An 18,609-nucleotide genomic window follows, 5' to 3' on the forward strand; every position below is an offset into this window, starting at 1 on the left:
AAAATAGTTGATCAAAGGTGTAGCATACTTTTCTAGGTAAGGAGTTGAAAGTATTGCTACAAAAGACTTATAGAATTAGTTGGCACGCTCATTGCAGTTTCTCTAGTTTTAGCCCAATTAAGCCAAAATTCGATATCCACCTTTCCAACGAGCTTTAAACTCTGATTCAGATATTTTAGAGTAAGCTCCATAGGTGTTGGTGTAGTTAGAAGTAACTGTACCATAAGGATCATGAGCAGTGAAGGTATCGCTATTATATGCAATTAGCACAATCACATGACCACCACGAGGATTCTTAACAAGTCCACGGTGAAGTATGTTACAAACAACGGGGAATCCTGTTGTTAATAAATCTTTGACAAAAGGTAAGTCACTATCAGTCATCCATTTAGTAGAATAGCCATAAGCTTTAATCGCTTTGGTTTGTATACCATGATAAATAGTATCGCCATAATAAAGAACTGTACGCAGATATTCATCATCACCACTTAAGCCATCTTTACCAGTCGCTCGCATCAACCAGTCAAGGTACATTGCATTTGAACTACTATTGCAAGTACGATCAGGCATTCTGTAATTATCACGTTGGCTATAGTAGTAAGTTTTAGTTTTTAGGTCTGGATTATCAGAATATCGTTTCAACCTCTCTATTTGACGATTAACCGCATCACTGTGTATATCATTTAGCAACAAAGCAATACTATCAGGCCCAATTAAGTCATAATGAGCTCGGTAGTGTTTAATCTTAAATTCCTTGAAGGCTTCTATGGTAAATCCACCGACAATACCATCTACCTCTAAACCGTGACCTTTTGTATTAAGTAAAGTTTGTAGTTCTTTTGCTAATTCTTTACTTAAAGTAATTATTGGCCTTGCTTCTGTAATTTCAGTTTGTAAACTCATCTATGAACCTCCTTGTAGAAAATCTTGGATGATTTTTAGTGAGAAAGGACTAAACTGAATTGGCGTAAATAGAAGGTAGGTGCGACTTCTTATATACCATCATCTTAACAATCAAAAATTTCAATTACAGCCAATTTGATAAGTAAATTTACTTAACTACACTTATCTTAATTTCCTTGTCTAAATATCAAAACATTAAAACCATACATACCTTGATATATCTGATTTTGAGGATGATTTCTTACCATAAAGACTAACAGATTTAACCTAATGTTGTTGATAATAATCCTGCAAACCATCAGACAATTCCCTCAAACTCAAATCTGGATAATAACCCTTAGCAATATCTGGCAACACATAACGCAGATACATTAAATTATTTTCACTTTTGTCTGCCACCTGCTCGATAAAATCTTCCTTTAGACTTATTGCAGAAGTCAGGGGATAGGGAATAGGGAATAAAATTGTTGATTTCGTGTCTTGAATTGATTTTATTTTATTTTTTATTTTTGGATATGTCTAATCTAATTGTGTCATCCCCACTCCTGGAGAAACACTCAAACGTTTGTTCTCAAGTTCATAAGGTCGCCTAGTCAAGAAAAAATAAACCCCATCTGGTAGCGTCGTGGGAAAATCAAGAATATTACCGCCTCCAGTTGGCTCCACCTCATCCAAAGCATCAACCACAATAACCAACTTTTGCCCCTGAAGATTTTCACTCACCTTTTGCAGCAAAGCAGACAAATTAACCTTATCCGTATTTCCCAACTCGTAGCGTCTAGTTAATTGTTTGCGGATACTTTCCAGAAAAAGTTCTGGTCTATTACGACCATCTGCGCGAATATTGAAATGACAGGGAGACTTATGGTCATAAACATATTTAGCAGCAATAGCACTTTTCCCCATCCCCGCATCCCCTACCACAGTAAAATAACCATTAGAATTTTTATTGATAAAATTCCCAAATTCCTTAAACACAAATTCCCGACCACAAAAACCCTTAATTTTTTCCATAATTAAAGACTTAAATTCTGCCGGATATTCGTCAAAATTCCAATCTGGATAAGGGCGAAATTCTGGAGATTTAGTCCGCTTCGCCACATCAATAAAAACTCGACCAAACTCTTCTAATTCTGACCGAATATTAATCTGGGATTCTTTTATCTCATTTCCCAATGTATTCCAGTCCTTAAATTCCCAGTTCAGAAATTTATCCACTTCATTGAAGAAACTAATAGGAGAATTAGCAGAATACGCATTCCAAAAAGCATTTTTTATTTCTTTCTCCCGAAAAAGCTTCAAAATTGGCTCATCCTTACCCACGCCATATTCCACGAAAGCATAAACATAAACCCCATCAACATCTTTCGGAGGTTGTGTGGGGTCAAGTTTTAATTCTTTTAACTTTTTGATAACAATTTCATTTCTTTGAGCTACAGGAAGAACTTGATTTTTAGCAACATTAGTAATTGCTTTAAAAACTTGATCTAGCATGAAAATTAAACCTCAAGTTAAGAATAGCAAATCAAAAAAGTTTTTGTTTATAGTAGGGCTTAAGCAATATATATGACTTCGGGCTAAAGCCCTACTACGAGCTTCTAAACTTCTAACTTCTAACTTCTGACTTCTTAAGATGCTGCCCAGTGACTAAACCACTTTCTTTTCTTATCTTTATCTGCCATCGATCCTTTCACACAAAATTCACACAAAATTTTATTCTGATTCCTAACTCCTAACTCCTGACTCCTGACTCCTTTCTTACAAAACTCCTTTAGAACTAGGAATTTCCCCAACTCGCCTGGGGTCAATTTCCGTTGCCATCCGTAGAGAACGGGCAAAAGCTTTAAACCCTGCCTCAATAATATGATGAGAATTAATTCCAGCCAACTGCCGAATATGCAAAGTCATCAAACTATTATTAGCAACAGCCACAAAAAATTCCCGCACTAACTGAGTATCATAAGTACCAACCCGTTGAGTAGGCATTTCCAAACCATAACTCAAATGTGGACGACCAGAAAAATCTAAGGCCACCTGAACCAATGCTTCATCCAAAGGAGCCAGAAAATGACCAAAACGGACAATACCCTTACGATCGCCCAACGCCTGCTTTAAAGCCTGGCCCAAAGTAATCCCTACATCCTCATTAGTATGATGGTCATCAATTTCAATATCTCCCACAGCATGAACATCCAAATCAATTAGTCCATGAGAAGAAATTTGATGCAACATATGGTCTAAAAAAGGAATCCCAGTATTAGCCTTACAATTACCCACACCATCAAGATTAAGACTAACAGTCACATCAGTTTCCCCTGTGGTTCGTTTCACCGAGGCAACTCTAGCAGGCAAATTCAAATTTGCTGGAGTAGATGAAGAAGGGCGATCGCTTATCTGCATAATAAAAATATAAAAATAAATTTTAAATTGTAATTTTTTAGTAGCACAGACTTCCAGCCTGTCCCCACTATTTTTATATGTATCAGTCTAGTAGGTTGAGAATTACGAATAATCAAACTCTAATCTCAACCTACCAAACCCAACTTTAACTTAAGTCATTCAGGAAACTTTACTAATGGACTGACACATATTCAATGGTGAGTTACGACAGATTCATAAATACCTTTCACAGTCTAAATTTTAGCTGTCTTTTCATGTCCGCTCTTAGCGGAAACGCACCCTACAAATTTTGCTTACTTTCTTCACTTCTGAATTCTAAATTCTAAATTCTAAATTCAATTACATTCCCATAATTTCATAACCAGCATCCACATATATAACCTGACCAGTAATTCCACTCGCCAGATCGCTACATAGAAAAGCAGCAGTATTACCAACTTCAATTTGAGTCACAGTTCGACGTAATGGAGCTACTTGTTCCACATGATGAATCATATCCAAAATACCACCCACTGCCGAAGAAGCCAAAGTTCTAATTGGACCAGCAGAAATAGCATTTACCCTAATATTTTTCTGGCCAAGTTCCGCTGCCAAATAACGCACATTCATTTCCAAAGCGGACTTAGCAATTCCCATCACATTATAATTAGGAACCACTCGTACACCCCCAAGGTAAGTCAGAGTTAGAATACTTCCTCCTTCGGTCATTAAATCTTTGGCATGAGAACTCAAATCAATCAAAGAATAAGAACTAATTTCCAAAGATCGAGTAAAACCTTCACGAGTAGTATTACTAAAATCCCCAGACAATTCGTCTTTACCAGCAAAAGCCAAACAATGAATCAAAATATCCAATTTGCCCCATTTTTCACCTACTTGGGCAAAAGTAGCCTTAACCTGCTCATCATCCTGAACATTACAAGGTAAATAAAAAGAAGGACTCAAAGGTTCTACCAATTCCCGAACCTTCTTTTCAAATCTACCTTTATCATCTGGTAGAAAAGTAACCCCTAAATTTGCCCCTGCTTGGTGAAGTTGTTGAGCAATACCCCAAGCAATAGAACGATTATTTGCAATCCCAGTCACCAGAGCATTTTTTCCAGTCAAATCTAACATAATACCATAAATTGTAGTAGAATCTTTAATTAGATAAAAACTTTAAAATTTAATTTTATTATGACAAATTAATGCTATAATCTTATACTGCATCTTTGCTATTTGGCAAAATAGCACCTATAGGCCATAATTTAAAATTAAATTTTTTGGTTTCATTGTGCTAATTTATCTCAAGTGTTGACAAAAAAGTAAAGTAAATCCTAAATATATAGCAATACCTTGCAATTTGATAGTATAACCTTTGCTCAGTTAGTGAGCTATTTGTTAAAAGATATAAAGAAAAATATATTTAAATAAGAGTGTAAGGAAATTGGTCGTGACGCATGATAGACCACTAGCATCTGTTTTCCGTAATATATCTGGTGGGTCATATCCACCAGTTGTAGAAACTTTTGAACGGGGCAAGACAATTTTTTTCCCAGGAGACCCAGCAGAGCGTGTCTACGTCTTAATTAAAGGCGCAGTTAAGCTATCCAGGGTTTATGAAGCAGGAGACGAAATAACAGTAGCCCTACTTCGGGAAAATAGCGTATTTGGAGTACTATCTCTAATTACAGGCCATAAGTCTGACCGTTTCTACCATGCAGTGGCATTTACCCCAGTAGAGTTAATATCAGTGCCAATTGACCAGGTGGAGAAAGCTCTGAGAGAAGATCCAGAACTGTCAGTTATTTTATTGCGTGGACTATCATCTCGAATCTTACAAACAGAGATGATGATTGAGACATTGGCACACCGAGATATGGGTTCAAGACTGGTTAGCTTTTTGTTAATCCTTTGTCGAGATTTTGGAGTTCCTAGTAAAGAAGGGATTACAATAGACCTAAAGTTATCTCACCAAGCAATTGCAGAAGCAATTGGGTCAACAAGGGTAACAGTTACTCGTCTACTGGGAGACCTCCGGCAAGATAGTATGATATCCATTCATAAAAAGAAAATTACAGTACATAACCCAGTGGCTTTAAGTCAGCAATTTACCTAATTTAACAAATTTGAAAATACTGTTAAGGATAGATTAAAATCAAGCTATAGATTAACAAAGTGTAACATCAACTGTAGGTGGTAAACTTCCAGTTAATACTAAGAATCTCAAAATGGTAACCTGAACCAAAATATTATTTTCTCTGTAAACCTTAATTAATTAATAAGTATAAACCTTACTTAACAGAAATCAGAGAAAATAATAGTAAATAAATTAAATAAATTAGTGCCTATTTTCAGTTTGGGCAAATATCCTGAGATGATTGATAAACTCAAGGAAATATTAAAATAACACAACTACCAGCAGCCGTTAATGACCGCCGGTATAATCTTAGTATTAGTAATTCTAGTTCTAGGCGGTGTAATAGCTAATATTAGCGATCGCCTAGGCACAAAAGTAGGCAAAGCTAGACTACGAATATTTCATCTTAGACCCCGTGATACTGCTGCTGTAGTTACTATAGTTGCTGGCAGTATTCTCTCAGCTTTAACTTTAGCCATCCTATTTGCCACTAGCAAACCATTAAGAAAAGGCGTTTTTAGAATAGATGAAATTCAAACAAAACTTAATGAAACTCGCAAAGAAGTCACAAAAGCTGAACTTGAAACAACTCGTATTAAAAATGAATTAGAAAAAGCAAAATATGATTTAGAATTAGCTCTAACTCAGTTAAATCAAGTTAATCAGTCTCTGGGCAAAGTGTTAATCCAAAAAACTGAAACAGAAACCCAACTAAAAATAACTCAAGACCAATTAAATCAAGTTCAAGCAGCAAAAGCTCGAACTCAAGAAGAACTAAAACAAGTTCAAGCAGCAAAAGCAAAAACTGAAGCTGAACTTAACTTAACTCAAAATCAATTGAAAAATATCATAGAACAAAAAGAAACTCTTAGCCAAGAAATTGAACAATTAGAAATAGAACGTCAACAACTACTAAAAAATTAGGTAGTAATTTATATTTAGTGATTTATTATGGAGAGGTCGAAAAGCTCAGGAAAGACTAAGAAATAAACCATCTGACTATAGCAATTCTATTTTATTCGTGTCAAAAATCTTGCCTTTTTTTGGTATGGAGTTTATTTCTAGTTTTTGAATTGTTACAAGCTATTTAGGATTCCTATAGATGCAATAAGCATTCTATCCATACCTACCTTAACTTTATTAGTATGGAAAATGAACACAAGAGATTTCGGGAGAATTAATAAATTGGAAGTGCCTTAAATGGAAATAGGGAATAGAAAATAAGTAGCTAAATAAAATTATTTGTATATATTAATGTTGAGTTATATTTATTGTCTCAAATTTAGTCACTTCTGCGAATTGAATTTCTGACTTCAGCTCTATCACTCCTGGCATAATATTAAAACAATTATTAACAGAAATTAGACATTATTAATCTGGTTATAAACAACAATATCAATATTCAAAAATGATTTTAGGATTTGACCCTGGTCGTGATAAATGTGGAATTGCAATTATGGATAAAAACAGGCAACTGCATTATCACCAAGTAGTAGAATCTAATAAAATTACCACAAAAATTACAAAACTAAATCAACAATTTGATATTAATTTAATTGTGATAGGCGACCAAACTACATCGGAAATCTGGGAACAACAACTCAAAAAGATTATCCCAGAAATAATACCAATAATCAAAATAGATGAACGTTATTCCAGCTTAGAAGCTCGCGATCGCTACTGGAAAATATATCCCCCTCAAGGATTTGTGCGTTTAATTCCACTAGGAATGAGAATCCCGCCCAAACCAATAGATGATATTGTAGCCATTATTTTAATCGAAAGATATTTAAACAGTCAATCTATATCTCTTAATCAAATTTAACATTATACTCAAATTCACAAACTGCGGTATATACTTAAAAATTTGTTGAATGATATGTATCAAAAAAATAATAATAACAGTATAATTAACAATAAATTAAGCTCCCCAAATTTATAATAATACTTTCACCCTCAATAACTAACTAATTACACGTCAAAATTATATTTAAAGAATAACAATCTAGCAAAATGTCAAGTAATAATAATATTTTGTAATACAATTAACTCCTTCTAAATTGATAAAGCTGTAATAACATATTAAGTAAGACTTAATAATTTAATTTATATAGATCGGGAAATTTTAGAGCCATGAAAGAACAAGAACTGCTCCAGCGATACGAACAAGGAGAAAGAGACTTTAGTGGCCTGAATTTAACCGGAGCTGACTTGAGAAGAGTAATTCTGATCGGAGTTAACTTCTCCAAGACAAATTTAACAGGAGCAAATTTAACTAGAGCTTTTCTCACAAAAACTCAATTCAATCAAGCATTATTGCACAGAACTAACCTCAGCTTTGCCAAAATGGGTGAAACTAGAATAGCAGATGCTGACCTCACAAAAAGCAATCTTAGTGGAGCTTTTTTAGTAAAATCAAAATTACCTAGAGCAAATTTAAGTGGTGCTAATCTTACAGGTGCTAACCTTCGACGAGCTAATCTATGGAGTGCTAATCTCTGTAGCGCTACTTTAGAATCTACTAATTTGCGAGAATCTAATCTTACAGGTGTTAACCTTAATTGGGCTAATATGTACGAAGCAAAACTAATGGCAGCTAGACTATTGGGTGCTCAACTTACAGGTGTTAATTTTAGAAGAGCTTACCTAAATGGAATAGATTTAAGTTCACTAGATTTGAATGGAGTTAACTTTACTGAAGCGAAGTTAAATGGAGCAAATTTGGAAGGGGCAAACTTACTAGCAACCAACTTCAGCAGAGCTTTAATGCGGAATATAAAATTAAATGGAGCCGATCTAACAGGGGCAAATTTAACACAAGCTAATTTAGTTAAAGCCAACTTGAATTGGAGTAAACTTTATGAAGCTGACTTGAGTGAAGCTGACTTGAGTGAAGCAACATTTATTGGCGCAAATATAGAAAAAGCAGAATTAGTTAATACAATTTTACCGGCATCAAAAAAATTGTCTTTTACTTTTGCTACTGCCAGATAATTCAGCTTTTGATTAAATTGAAAAAAAATTAACTAAAAACTCAGAGAAAAATCAAAAAAAAGTTATGAGTACAACTAATTATGGTGTTGTTTTCGTAAATATTGCTTCTCTAGATGAAGCCAATACTATTTCAAAATCTCTCATAGAAGCAAAATTAGCAGCTTGTGTAAATATCTTTCCAGTTCACTCAATTTATAGTTGGAAAGGAGAGTTATGTTCAGAAAATTCCTATAATTTATTAATTAAGACAGATTTAGATAAGTTTGACATCCTAGAATCAAAATTAAGAGAATTACATTCTGATGAAGTACCGGAAATAATTGCTTTACCAATCGTCTCAGGTTCTGCTCCTTATATGCAGTGGATTGCTGAACAAATTAAGGGTTGAGTTGCAGAAAATATGACTTAAACAAAGTTTGAGAATATTGATCTTTTAACGAGGAAAACAATCTATAAGCTGGTGATAGAGTAATATCAATTAGGAAAATATATTCTTGTATTGGTGCTTAAGGGAATGAAGAGACTATTGCCACATCCGCAATAAATAATAGAGGAAAAACTCAGACGTCTGAGTAACCAGAATTTTGGGAGCTTAAGGGAATGAAGAGACTATTGCCACATCCATAATAAATAATAGAGGAAAAACTCAGACATCTGAGTAACCGGGTGCTTCAGAAAAAGAGTAATTATGGCATCCAGAATAATCCAGGAAAAACTCAGACGTCTGAGTAATCAGAATTTCTGGGTGCTTCAGAAAAAAGAGTAATTATGGCATCCAGAATAATCCAGGAAAAACTCAGACGCCTGAGTAATCAGAATTTTTGGGTGCTTGATAAAATGAAAAGACTATTGCCACATCCGCAATAATAGAGGAAAAACTGAGGGAGTCTATGAAATGACATATTTCTTTGACTATTTTGGCATCCCTATCCTTTTGTCTTTTAGTTGTTTGCTATTTGAAGAAAGTATGAGGTAGTAAGTTCAAATATTCTACGCCTATAACCTTGCACATACTACCTTTCGAGCATAGCGACGATAAATATTTAACCAGAGATAAGATTAGATATACTTTACGGATTTAAGAGGTAATCAACTGTACTACCTAAGTATTAAGACTGGTACAGAAAAAGCCAATAAAATCATGAATCAAAACCGTATCCAAACCTATATAAATCTCATTCAAAAACTCTTAAGTACCCCCACAGAAAAAACAGCTCAAATCCTAGCAAGCAACCAAGAATTATTAGATAAAGGATTGCTCCAAACAATCACAATAGTGGCACAGAAATCAGGAGAAAAAGGAAACCAAAAAGTTAAAGAAATCCTACTCACCTTAGCAGTACAACTATCAGAAAAATTAGAAATCTCAATTACAGAAAATACCTCAGCAACAGCAACCCCTTTAGAGTATTTAGAATTCTTAACCCTGATATTACAAGCAACCCATGAAAGCAAAAACAATCCTCAAATTATTCACCCTATTTTGCAAGAAAACCTCAACAAACTAGACCAAGGTTTAGTAGAAACCTTAGAAACCTGGGCAACCTCAACTTTAAAAGAAATAAAACCAGAAGAAGCCGATCAAATTGCTCTAGATATAGTTAATTTTAGTAATCAGGTACAAGACTTTTCTTTTGGAAACAAAGCCAATAATTTAGAAATAGCAATTACTGGATATCAAACAGCATTAACTGTTTACGAAAATTCTTCTCAATCCCATCATTGGGTAAGCATTAAAAACAACCTTGGCACCGCCTACCTAAACAGAATCTATGGACAAAAATCTGAAAATATTGAACAAGCGATAGAAATTTATCAACAAATCTTGAACTTTATAGATAAAGAAAATAATCCTCAAGATTGGGGAATTACTCAAAATAATTTAGGCAATGCTTATAGCTGCAGAATTGAAGGAGATAAAATCAATAATCTTGAGGTAGCTATCGCTGCCTATCAACAGGCACTAGAAATTATTACCAAAGAAAACTACCCCCAAAAATGGGCAACTATTCAAAATAATTTAGCCAATGTCTACTTAACTAGAATTGCAGGAAATTTAGAGGAAAATCTTGAATTAGCAATAGACGCTTATCAACAAGCATTACAAGTTATTACTCAGTCAGAAAATTCTTTAGATTGGGCAATAACTCAAAGTAATCTAGCCAATGCTTATCTAAATAGAATTACAGGAAACTTAGAGGAAAATCTTGAATTAGCAATAGACGCTTATCAACAAGCATTAAATATTATTAACCAAGAAAATAAACCTCTCCACTGGGCAAAGATACAAAAAAATCTTGGTACAGCTTACTTAAATAGAGTTATAGGAAAAGTTAGCGAAAATCTTGAATTAGCAATTGCAGCTTATGAACAAGCATTAAAAATTTTTACTGTAGATAATCTCTTAGATTGGGTGATAATTTCAATTAATCTCGGTACTGCCTACCTAAACAGAGAAACAGAAAAAATAGCTGAAAATATCGAACTAGCAATTAAATTTTCTCAACAAGCACTGGAAGTTATTAATCCAGAAAAATTTACTTTATGGTGGGGAATTATTCAAAAAAATCTTGGAGATGCTTATAGTTATAAAGCCACAGAAGATATTGCTAATTTTCAGCAAAATATTCACTTAAGTATTAGAGCATATCAAGAAGCATTAAATATTTTTACTGTAGAAAGTTTTCCACTAGAGTGTCTACAAATTTCTCGAAAATTAGGAGATTTAGAATTTAAGCAAGAAAACTGGCAATTTGCTATTGAAAGTTATCAAATAGCAATTAATTTGCTAGAAATGACTCAAAGTTTGGCAAAAAGTGAATCATCTTACCAAGAAATTTTAGCCGAATCAATTTATATTTATGGCAATATCGTAGAGTGTTATGTCAATATTGGGCAGTACGAACAAGCATTAGAATATTTAGAAGCTTCCCGCTCTCGTCGTTTAGTAGAGTTAATGACTATTAATGACATTTATCAAGATGAGGAAAAGCCACCAGAAGTAAAAGAATATTATGATCTACAACAACAAATTAATCAGCTAAATTTTGATGTTAGTAGAATTAATAAACATACAACAGTAGGAAGTCAGTTTACTATCAAAGAAATTGAATCTGACAGTCTAGAAAAAATTTTCATATTGAGAGATAAACAGCAACAACTTTGGGAAAAAATTCGGAGTAGTAATCGTGTACTGGGAGAACAATTACAAGTTACACACTTAAGTTTTGCAGAAATTCAGCAGTTAGTTAAGGATGAAGAAACTGCGGTCATTGATTTTTATTCCACTATAAATAATACCTATATATTTATTCTGACTCAGCAGCAACTTACTGTTCATATTTGCCAAGGAGAAGGAATTGAAAAACTACAGAATTGGATACATGATAATTGGTTGAAACTGTATAGCAAAAATCATAATGAGTGGCATAATCAGATGGATATTTTTCTCTCAGAATTAGCAAATAGATTAGAATTAAATCAAGTTATTGAAGAACTAGCTGGGACGAAAGAATTAATTATAGTTCCTCATTTATATCTACATCAAATACCTTATGCTGCCTTACCAGTTATTAGAGAAAAAGAAACCAAATGTTTTTGCGACTACTTCCGTTTAAGAGTTGTACCTAGTTGTCAAATTCTCAGTTATTGTTCACAGCGAATGGTAATTTCTAATCCTCGTAAAATGGGAATTGTAGAAAGTACTATAAATAATAGGTTTTATACAAGATATGAATGCGAAAATTTAGCAAATATGCACTTAATCTCTCCCCAAAAACGTCTGCAATATAGCCAAGCAACAATTAATAATTACCAGAAATTTATTCAACAAGTACAAGTACTACACTCCAGTCATATTTATAGTGCAAATATGGTCAATCCTTTAGCATCAAAACTCAAATTATTTGATGGCGATCTACTTCTGAGTAAAATTTTTACTTGGCAGTTACCTGAATTATTTGATGTATTTCTTTCTAGTTGCGAAATTAATCTTAATCAAACTGAAATTTCCGACGATATCCTCACATTTGCTACTGCTTTTCTTAGTGCTGGTGCCCGTCATGTAATTAGTTCATTATGGTCAGTGGAAGATTTAACTACAGCATTATTTTGCCTTTTCTACTATCAACATCGCCAAAAATATAAGCGTTCAGAAGCATTACAAAAAGCCCAAAATCAACTTCGATATTTAACAGGAATTCAACTTAGTAATTATAAAAAACAATTAGAAGAATATCTAGAGCAATACATGAAACACGAAAATCTAGAAAAAATCCAACAAGAAAAGGAACAGTTATCATGGTTTTGTCAGCAAAATTTTCCATTTATTCATCCTTATTATTGGGCAGGTTTTATTTCTCAAGGTATTTCTTGAAGAAAGAAGAAAGGAAAAATCCATGAGGATACTTTCAGAAACCGCTCCGCCTCTACAAACCCCAACCAATTCTAGAATAATGCGAGTGATACTGAGGTATTAAATCCATAAAAGAAAAGATAAAATAGAATCTTTTCTAGCAGAGATGTTTACTAAAAACATCTCTACTTCTCTAATTAACTAGCTATCAGCTTTTGGTATTTCCATGCCGGAATGCTCCACTAACAGCTATCAACTAAAAACCGGAACATTAAATTAGAATAATAATTTATAGCAAATATTGACCAAATCGATATTAGTTAAAGAAGAAAGACAGAAAATGGCTAGAAAAAAAGGTAGATATTTTGCCAAATAATTACAACAATTTTCAATCTTTATAAAGTACATATTTATAGATTTTAGTAATACATAATACCAGGCGTGATAAATTTTTGTAGCAAAAATTTAAGTTAGAGCTATTGAGTCAGGATACAGGAGAATCGAGTCAGAATAAATAGTTTAAATATTATTTATTGGCTTGAATATTCCTTTTTAATCAAAGGCAAACCCGATCAAGTTATTTTATTGACCCTGATTACACGATTACTATTAGGACATTCTCACTCTTCTCAAATTTAGTCCATATTGGGAATTTAATTTATGACTTCTAACTTCTGAGTTTTATAAATAAATACTATGTAGAAATATTCTTTAAAACTGCTATAAACAACAATAATGTACCAATCAATAATTCATTTAACAGATATAATTTTTTCAAATTATTGTCACTTCAAAGGTTTATATATGTTGATAAAGGATAGCTTTACCTTGTCTCTTCCCAGAATCTATCCACCCTCTTTTTTCTAAGTCACCTAATCTGTTAAGAGTCGTTATATATGCAGGAGAACAACCGAATAATTCTGCGAGTTCTCGTGCAGTTTTTAATTCTTTCCCCTCATCGTTAAATTGATTTTTGTTTACTTCTTTTTTATCAATTATTTCTGTGATTAATATTTTTTCGTCTTGATATTTATCGATAAGTATTTCACTTTTATTTCCTATATTTATCAATTTATCATTATCTTTATTAGTAACTAATTCTTCAGCATTATCTATTTTTTTGATTCCTTGAATTAACTTTTTTTCTATGTATTTATCTATATAATTATCCAATTTATTTCCTATGTACTTTCCTATTTCTGCATCAATTTTAGTTTCCAAAGCAACTGATAAAATTGTTTGATAATTATTTATTTTTTCTGCTAAATAAAGCTCAACTAACAACTGTAGAACTTCTGATATGGAAGCACAGTTATCCTTGCACTTTACTTGGAGACGTTCCCACTTACTACGAGCTAATTGAAAATTCACCTGAATTCTATCTTCTCGATCATTGTTAGACATATTCACCAAATACCTAGGTAAAGAGATAAATTCAACCATTTCATTTATGGCTTATTGCTTGACAGTATAGAGTCATCTATCTAGTGATTATGGTACTATTTCTAATTATAGACAAAAATTATAAAAGTTATAAAAAAATTATAGAAAATTTTTCTACCTACTTAATTGAGAAAATTTATTTTCTTCAGATTAATTACTTAAGAATTTTTATCAATAAAACCACTATGATTTACTTTTTAAGAAAGTCTCTGATTAAAGATATTAAAGATATTAAAGTTATCATCACTACCCTTCAAATTTGATAGCTTTTCATTAATTGATAATGAATAATTACCTATGTTTAAAACTGTAACGCAATTAAATCTAAAGAAATAAGATTTCTTTGATCGAAGAAAGATTGGATATGGCGTACTTCGGAGCAGCTCTGCATTCAGAGGGAAACCTCGCCATCCCATCCTAAGGTCATGCCCCGCATTCATTTCGGCCAGAGCCTTTTCGCTGCGCGAGATATAAAGCGGAGCTTTGCGCTAGGAAAACGACCTCTCTCTTGGTCGATGGAGATGGCGAGGTTTCCTCGCCATCTCTCGACCGCTTTTTCTGCTTACAAGCAGAGCCTTTAAACCTTTGGGAATTAATTATTAATTATCCATTATCAATTATCCATTGGTAAGTACCTGGATAGAAATATTTACATACTGGGTTATTGCCAGATAAAGGTTTTAGTTTAAATTTTGTGTAATTAATTTTGTCTACCTACTTGGCTTGAGAAAACAATTGCTGTGTAATTGCCTTTAAAACCCCACACACTTCATCTGGAGTTTCTATAATTTGTTTAGTTGGAATTCCAGGAAAAAGATTGCATTATTCATCTAAAACCTTCTTTAAGACAAATAATACCAGTTGCTCTTCGTAATTTTATCTATAATATGTATCTATAAAAAATTATTGAGGAAATATATCAATAAATTTGTCAAAAAATCTATTTAGTAAAAAAAATTAGCATTTAAGCAATAACTAATTTAAAAATAAACTTCCAGTTTCCTCAATTAACAAACTAGACTTATCTAAATTGAAATCATTAGTTTCAGTCATAATCAGCTCTAAAATCCCCTTTTCAGCAATGAACTGTGGTTTGATCAATAAAAAGCCTCCCTTCTCCCGATAGAAAGTAATATTCACAGGCACTTTCAATGTCCTTAAAATTACTTCAGATTTTCCTGACAACTGGCGTTGTGTGGTATCTCCAATTACTTCATAGGAAATTTTACTAGCAGTTTTATTTGTGAGTTTAATATTGACAAAACCATTCACAGGTTTGATAATTCCAAGAGGCAATTGTCTTTCTCCAGCTAAAGGAGCTGTTGAGCCATTAACAATTGATTGCTCAGAAGGCTGACTTGGCTGACTTTGAAAAGTATTTGATGGTAATACGGTCGAAGAATTTTTTTCTTGAGAAGGGGATTTAGGTATAGGAGAATCAAAACGAGGCAACTGTGCTAGGCTGATTGTAGGCCAAACTATACTTAATAGCAATATAAGTATAGGTCTATAAATTGCAATCTTTAGTCTAGTATTTACCTTGAATAACTGATTAAGGAACTGCATAATTATTTGCCTAAATAATCTAATATTTGTTATTAGTTAAATACTTACTATTATATCAGGAAAGTGTTATATTAAAGAGCCTATGAAAAGTTACGATTGGATTGTAGTTGGGGGTGGTATAACTGGAGCTGCTCTTAGTTATGAATTGGCAAAAAAAGGTTTTGCTGTAGTCCTGTTGGAAAAATATTCTAGTTTAAAAGGTGCAACTCGTTATAGTTATGCTAGTTTACCCTACTGGTTTGGTACTACAGATTTGACCAATCAACTTTTTCAAGAAGCAAAAGAACGTCATCATTATCTATCTGAAGAATTAGAAGCAGATACCCAATTTCGAGAGTTAGATTTATTGCTAACTATAGCCCCAGAAGATGATCCAGAAAAAATAGCTGCTGGCTTCAATCACTACAATACTGTACCCCGCCTAATAAGTGTTGAAGAAGCCTGTAAAATGGAACCCTTACTAAATAAAGAAGCGATCGCAGGAGCCCTCGCTATTACCCACGGTCATGTTTCTCCAGAAGCCATAACTTTAGGATACTGTCAAGCATTTACGAGGTTAGGAGGTCAAATTGAAATTGCAGAAGTAACTGGATTAGTCAAAACTGGCGATAATGCAACCCATCGCTACCCCCAAGAAATAACTGGAGTCTACACCACAGACAAAACTTATTACGCAGCTAATGTTGTTATTTGTGCAGGTGGAATTTCCCGTAACTTCCTAAAGTCAGCAGGTATTTCTACCCGTGTTTATTTCACTCATGCTGAAATGTTAGAAATTCCTCCTGTTGATTTACTACTACATACCACTGTGATGCCAGCAGTAGAAAAACGTTTTCAATGTGAAACTGCTACCAGTACAGTTGAGTTCGAGCAAATGTGGGATGAACCTGGTCACGCTTTTGTACCATTTAGCTTAGATGCTGGCGCAATTCAATTTAAAAACGGTAGCATTAGAATAGGTCAAATTTCCCGCGTACTCACTGATCCCTACGCTAAAGTTGATGCTGTTCAAAGTGAAGTTGCTATGCGAGTAGAGATAGGAAAAGTTTTACCTGCATTAGAAAATTTACCAGCAACCTGGCATCACTGCTTAGTAGCATACAGTGCTGACGACTTACCTCTCATCGGAGCTATTCCTAATCGAAAAGGAATACATATTTTTTCTGGCTTTAGTAGTCCATTCGCATTAGTACCTCCCCTAGCTAAAAGATTTGCTAATTATGTAGCAGGGGAAAATGATGAGATTATCCAGCAATTATCTCCCAGTCGCTTTCTCTAGTTCATTAGTTCTCCTCATACCTATATCTTTAAAATATATTTTTTATATCCTTACCTAAATTCCGTAATTCTTTTACACTACATTGTAGTATAAATATAGATACACAATCAAAAATAAATACAAATCAAATATGCCATACAAAAAACTAAACCTCTCAACCCCAAAACCAGTATTGTCTTGGGCAAATCATCCCCTAGAGCATCAAGAACACAAAATGGCTAAAAATGTAGCATCCTTACCATTTGTTTTCAAACACGTTGCTCTAATGCCAGATGTACATTTGGGTAAAGGTGCATTAGTGGGTTCTGTTATTGCCACAAAAGAAGCAATTATTCCTGCTGCTGTGGGTGTAGATATTGGTTGTGGAATGTGCGCAGTCAAAATGCCTTTTCTTGGCGAGCAACTAGAAGGCAAACAAAAAAAAATCAGACAAGATATAGAAGCAGCTATTCCTGTAGGATTTTCTGACAACAAAGAAATAGAAAAATCTGTCACTAATTGGCAAAATTGGAGAGAGTTTAAAGAATTACATCCAGGAGTAAAAAATCTAGAAAGTAAAGCTCTCAAACAAATGGGTTCTTTGGGTGGAGGCAACCACTTCATCGAACTTTGTCTGGATACAGAAAACAATGTTTGGTTAATGTTACACTCAGGTTCTCGTCACATTGGCAATAAATTAGCTCAATGTCATATTAACACTGCCAAAGAATTAGCAAAATTGGCAGATACAAAATTGCCAGATTTAGACTTAGCCTACTTTGTAACTGGTACACCAGAATTTGCAGCTTACTGGCGCGATCTACAATGGGCGCAAAATTATGCTCGGTTTAATAGAGATGTAATGATGGCTCGTTTTAAGCGAATAGTTGAAAAGCACTTAGCAGGAGGTAAACCAACAAAACCCCTATTAGAAGTTAACTGTCATCACAATTATGCTGAGAAAGAAGTGCATTTTAGTGAAGAAGTTTATGTAACTCGTAAAGGTGCTGTGCGAGCGCAGAAAGAAGATTATGGCATTATACCTGGTTCAATGGGAGCAAAATCTTTTATTGTTAAAGGCAAAGGAAACCATGAAAGTTATTGTAGCTGTAGTCATGGCGCTGGCAGATTGATGTCTCGAACTAAAGCTAAAAAGAGTTTTTCTGTTGATGATTTAGTTAAGCAAACTGAGGGAGTAGAATGTCGGAAAGATGGAGGTGTTATTGATGAAATTCCTGGTGCTTATAAATCTATTGAAGAAGTAATGAACCAGCAAACTGACTTAGTAGAAGTTGTGGCAACTCTTAAACAAGTTGTTTGTGTAAAGGGGTAATTTTTCTCTTCTACCAAGAAAAACCAAAAAGCCTGTTTCTCAGATTTGAGAAACAGGCTTGAATCAATAATAACCTTGGCATTCAGTCTCCTCAAAAAAATTGGACTGATTAGGGAAAAGATATCAATAAATCCTCAAAGAACAAAACACCTTTCCCAGATATCAGAAAGATGCTTTGTTAAATATTACCCTGGCATTGAGCTATTTTCACATGGGGCTACCCCCAAAGTATCTTCGCC

General features: G+C 33.7%; 15 protein-coding genes. 8 read left to right on the forward strand and 7 right to left on the reverse strand.

The genetic code is table 11. From position 1 onward, the window contains the following. Positions 1-117 precede the first annotated feature (117 nt). The 5 genes from ACP6PL_RS29305 to fabI all read right to left on the reverse strand — a co-directional run bounded on the left by ACP6PL_RS29305 (position 118) and on the right by fabI (position 4,419). Positions 118-903 carry a C39 family peptidase gene (locus ACP6PL_RS29305; RefSeq protein WP_426548881.1) on the reverse strand — a complete coding sequence of 262 codons (786 nt, stop codon included), beginning with the start codon at positions 901-903 and terminating at the stop codon, positions 118-120. Positions 904-1,170: 267 nt separating this feature from the next. Continuing rightward, the gene (locus ACP6PL_RS29310; protein ID WP_426548882.1) at positions 1,171-1,302 is read right to left on the reverse strand and encodes a hypothetical protein; all 132 of its coding nucleotides are present in this window, start codon (positions 1,300-1,302) and stop codon (positions 1,171-1,173) included. 120 nt (positions 1,303-1,422) lie between these two features. Continuing rightward, positions 1,423-2,397, reverse strand: coding sequence for a P-loop domain-containing protein (locus tag ACP6PL_RS29315; RefSeq protein WP_426548883.1), 975 nt, complete (start codon positions 2,395-2,397; stop codon positions 1,423-1,425). Between the two features lie 264 nt (positions 2,398-2,661). Then, positions 2,662-3,303: an imidazoleglycerol-phosphate dehydratase HisB gene (gene hisB / locus ACP6PL_RS29320; RefSeq protein ID WP_426548884.1), complete on the reverse strand. Its 642-nt coding sequence runs from the start codon at positions 3,301-3,303 to the stop codon at positions 2,662-2,664. Positions 3,304-3,642: 339 nt separating this feature from the next. Then, entirely contained in the window at positions 3,643-4,419 is a 777-nt protein-coding gene (fabI, locus tag ACP6PL_RS29325; protein ID WP_426548885.1) for an enoyl-ACP reductase FabI, read from the reverse strand. A 316-nt stretch (positions 4,420-4,735) separates the two neighbouring features. On the opposite strand from fabI, the gene ntcA reads away from it, so the two are divergent. The 6 genes from ntcA to ACP6PL_RS29355 all read left to right on the forward strand — a co-directional run bounded on the left by ntcA (position 4,736) and on the right by ACP6PL_RS29355 (position 12,791). Beyond that, positions 4,736-5,401 (forward strand): global nitrogen regulator NtcA, encoded by a 666-nt coding sequence (gene ntcA, locus ACP6PL_RS29330; protein WP_426548886.1) that lies wholly within the window; start codon positions 4,736-4,738, stop codon positions 5,399-5,401. Positions 5,402-5,713: 312 nt separating this feature from the next. Further along, positions 5,714-6,346 carry a DUF3084 domain-containing protein gene (locus ACP6PL_RS29335; protein WP_426548887.1) on the forward strand — a complete coding sequence of 211 codons (633 nt, stop codon included), beginning with the start codon at positions 5,714-5,716 and terminating at the stop codon, positions 6,344-6,346. A 484-nt stretch (positions 6,347-6,830) separates the two neighbouring features. Next, a complete protein-coding gene (ruvX, locus tag ACP6PL_RS29340) occupies positions 6,831-7,247 on the forward strand; it encodes a Holliday junction resolvase RuvX (protein WP_426548888.1) in 417 nt (138 codons plus the stop codon). Positions 7,248-7,555: 308 nt separating this feature from the next. After that, positions 7,556-8,416: a pentapeptide repeat-containing protein gene (locus ACP6PL_RS29345; RefSeq protein WP_426548889.1), complete on the forward strand. Its 861-nt coding sequence runs from the start codon at positions 7,556-7,558 to the stop codon at positions 8,414-8,416. Between the two features lie 64 nt (positions 8,417-8,480). After that, complete coding sequence (gene cutA, locus ACP6PL_RS29350; protein WP_426548890.1) at positions 8,481-8,804, forward strand: divalent-cation tolerance protein CutA; 324 nt, start codon at positions 8,481-8,483, stop codon at positions 8,802-8,804. Positions 8,805-9,557: 753 nt separating this feature from the next. Further along, positions 9,558-12,791, forward strand: a complete 3,234-nt coding sequence (locus ACP6PL_RS29355) for a CHAT domain-containing protein (RefSeq protein WP_426548892.1) — start codon at positions 9,558-9,560, stop codon at positions 12,789-12,791. Positions 12,792-13,568: 777 nt separating this feature from the next. Here ACP6PL_RS29355 and ACP6PL_RS29360 read toward each other — a convergent pair. Further along, on the reverse strand, positions 13,569-14,174 hold the full coding sequence (locus tag ACP6PL_RS29360; RefSeq protein ID WP_426548893.1) for a hypothetical protein: 606 nt from the start codon (positions 14,172-14,174) through the stop codon (positions 13,569-13,571). A 1,014-nt stretch (positions 14,175-15,188) separates the two neighbouring features. Further along, positions 15,189-15,779 (reverse strand): hypothetical protein, encoded by a 591-nt coding sequence (locus tag ACP6PL_RS29365; RefSeq protein ID WP_426548894.1) that lies wholly within the window; start codon positions 15,777-15,779, stop codon positions 15,189-15,191. 82 nt (positions 15,780-15,861) lie between these two features. On the opposite strand from ACP6PL_RS29365, the gene ACP6PL_RS29370 reads away from it, so the two are divergent. Beyond that, positions 15,862-17,058, forward strand: a complete 1,197-nt coding sequence (locus ACP6PL_RS29370) for an NAD(P)/FAD-dependent oxidoreductase (protein ID WP_426548895.1) — start codon at positions 15,862-15,864, stop codon at positions 17,056-17,058. 130 nt (positions 17,059-17,188) lie between these two features. Next, a complete protein-coding gene (locus tag ACP6PL_RS29375; protein ID WP_426548896.1) occupies positions 17,189-18,370 on the forward strand; it encodes an RtcB family protein in 1,182 nt (393 codons plus the stop codon). The last annotated feature ends 239 nt before the right edge of the window (positions 18,371-18,609 follow it).

Source organism: Dapis purpurea BLCC-M126 (assembly GCF_050015975.1).
Classification (GTDB): domain Bacteria; phylum Cyanobacteriota; class Cyanobacteriia; order Cyanobacteriales; family Microcoleaceae; genus Trichodesmium.

Coding starts and splice junctions, on each gene's coding strand:
- ACP6PL_RS29305 (WP_426548881.1), bottom strand. CDS start 903: ATGAGTTTACAAACTGAAATTACAGAAGCAAGGCCAATAATTACTTTA.
- ACP6PL_RS29315 (WP_426548883.1), bottom strand. CDS start 2,397: ATGCTAGATCAAGTTTTTAAAGCAATTACTAATGTTGCTAAAAATCAA.
- hisB (WP_426548884.1), bottom strand. CDS start 3,303: ATGCAGATAAGCGATCGCCCTTCTTCATCTACTCCAGCAAATTTGAAT.
- fabI (WP_426548885.1), bottom strand. CDS start 4,419: ATGTTAGATTTGACTGGAAAAAATGCTCTGGTGACTGGGATTGCAAAT.
- ACP6PL_RS29335 (WP_426548887.1), top strand. CDS start 5,714: ATGACCGCCGGTATAATCTTAGTATTAGTAATTCTAGTTCTAGGCGGT.
- ruvX (WP_426548888.1), top strand. CDS start 6,831: ATGATTTTAGGATTTGACCCTGGTCGTGATAAATGTGGAATTGCAATT.
- ACP6PL_RS29345 (WP_426548889.1), top strand. CDS start 7,556: ATGAAAGAACAAGAACTGCTCCAGCGATACGAACAAGGAGAAAGAGAC.
- cutA (WP_426548890.1), top strand. CDS start 8,481: ATGAGTACAACTAATTATGGTGTTGTTTTCGTAAATATTGCTTCTCTA.
- ACP6PL_RS29355 (WP_426548892.1), top strand. CDS start 9,558: ATGAATCAAAACCGTATCCAAACCTATATAAATCTCATTCAAAAACTC.
- ACP6PL_RS29360 (WP_426548893.1), bottom strand. CDS start 14,174: ATGTCTAACAATGATCGAGAAGATAGAATTCAGGTGAATTTTCAATTA.
- ACP6PL_RS29365 (WP_426548894.1), bottom strand. CDS start 15,779: ATGCAGTTCCTTAATCAGTTATTCAAGGTAAATACTAGACTAAAGATT.
- ACP6PL_RS29370 (WP_426548895.1), top strand. CDS start 15,862: ATGAAAAGTTACGATTGGATTGTAGTTGGGGGTGGTATAACTGGAGCT.
- ACP6PL_RS29375 (WP_426548896.1), top strand. CDS start 17,189: ATGCCATACAAAAAACTAAACCTCTCAACCCCAAAACCAGTATTGTCT.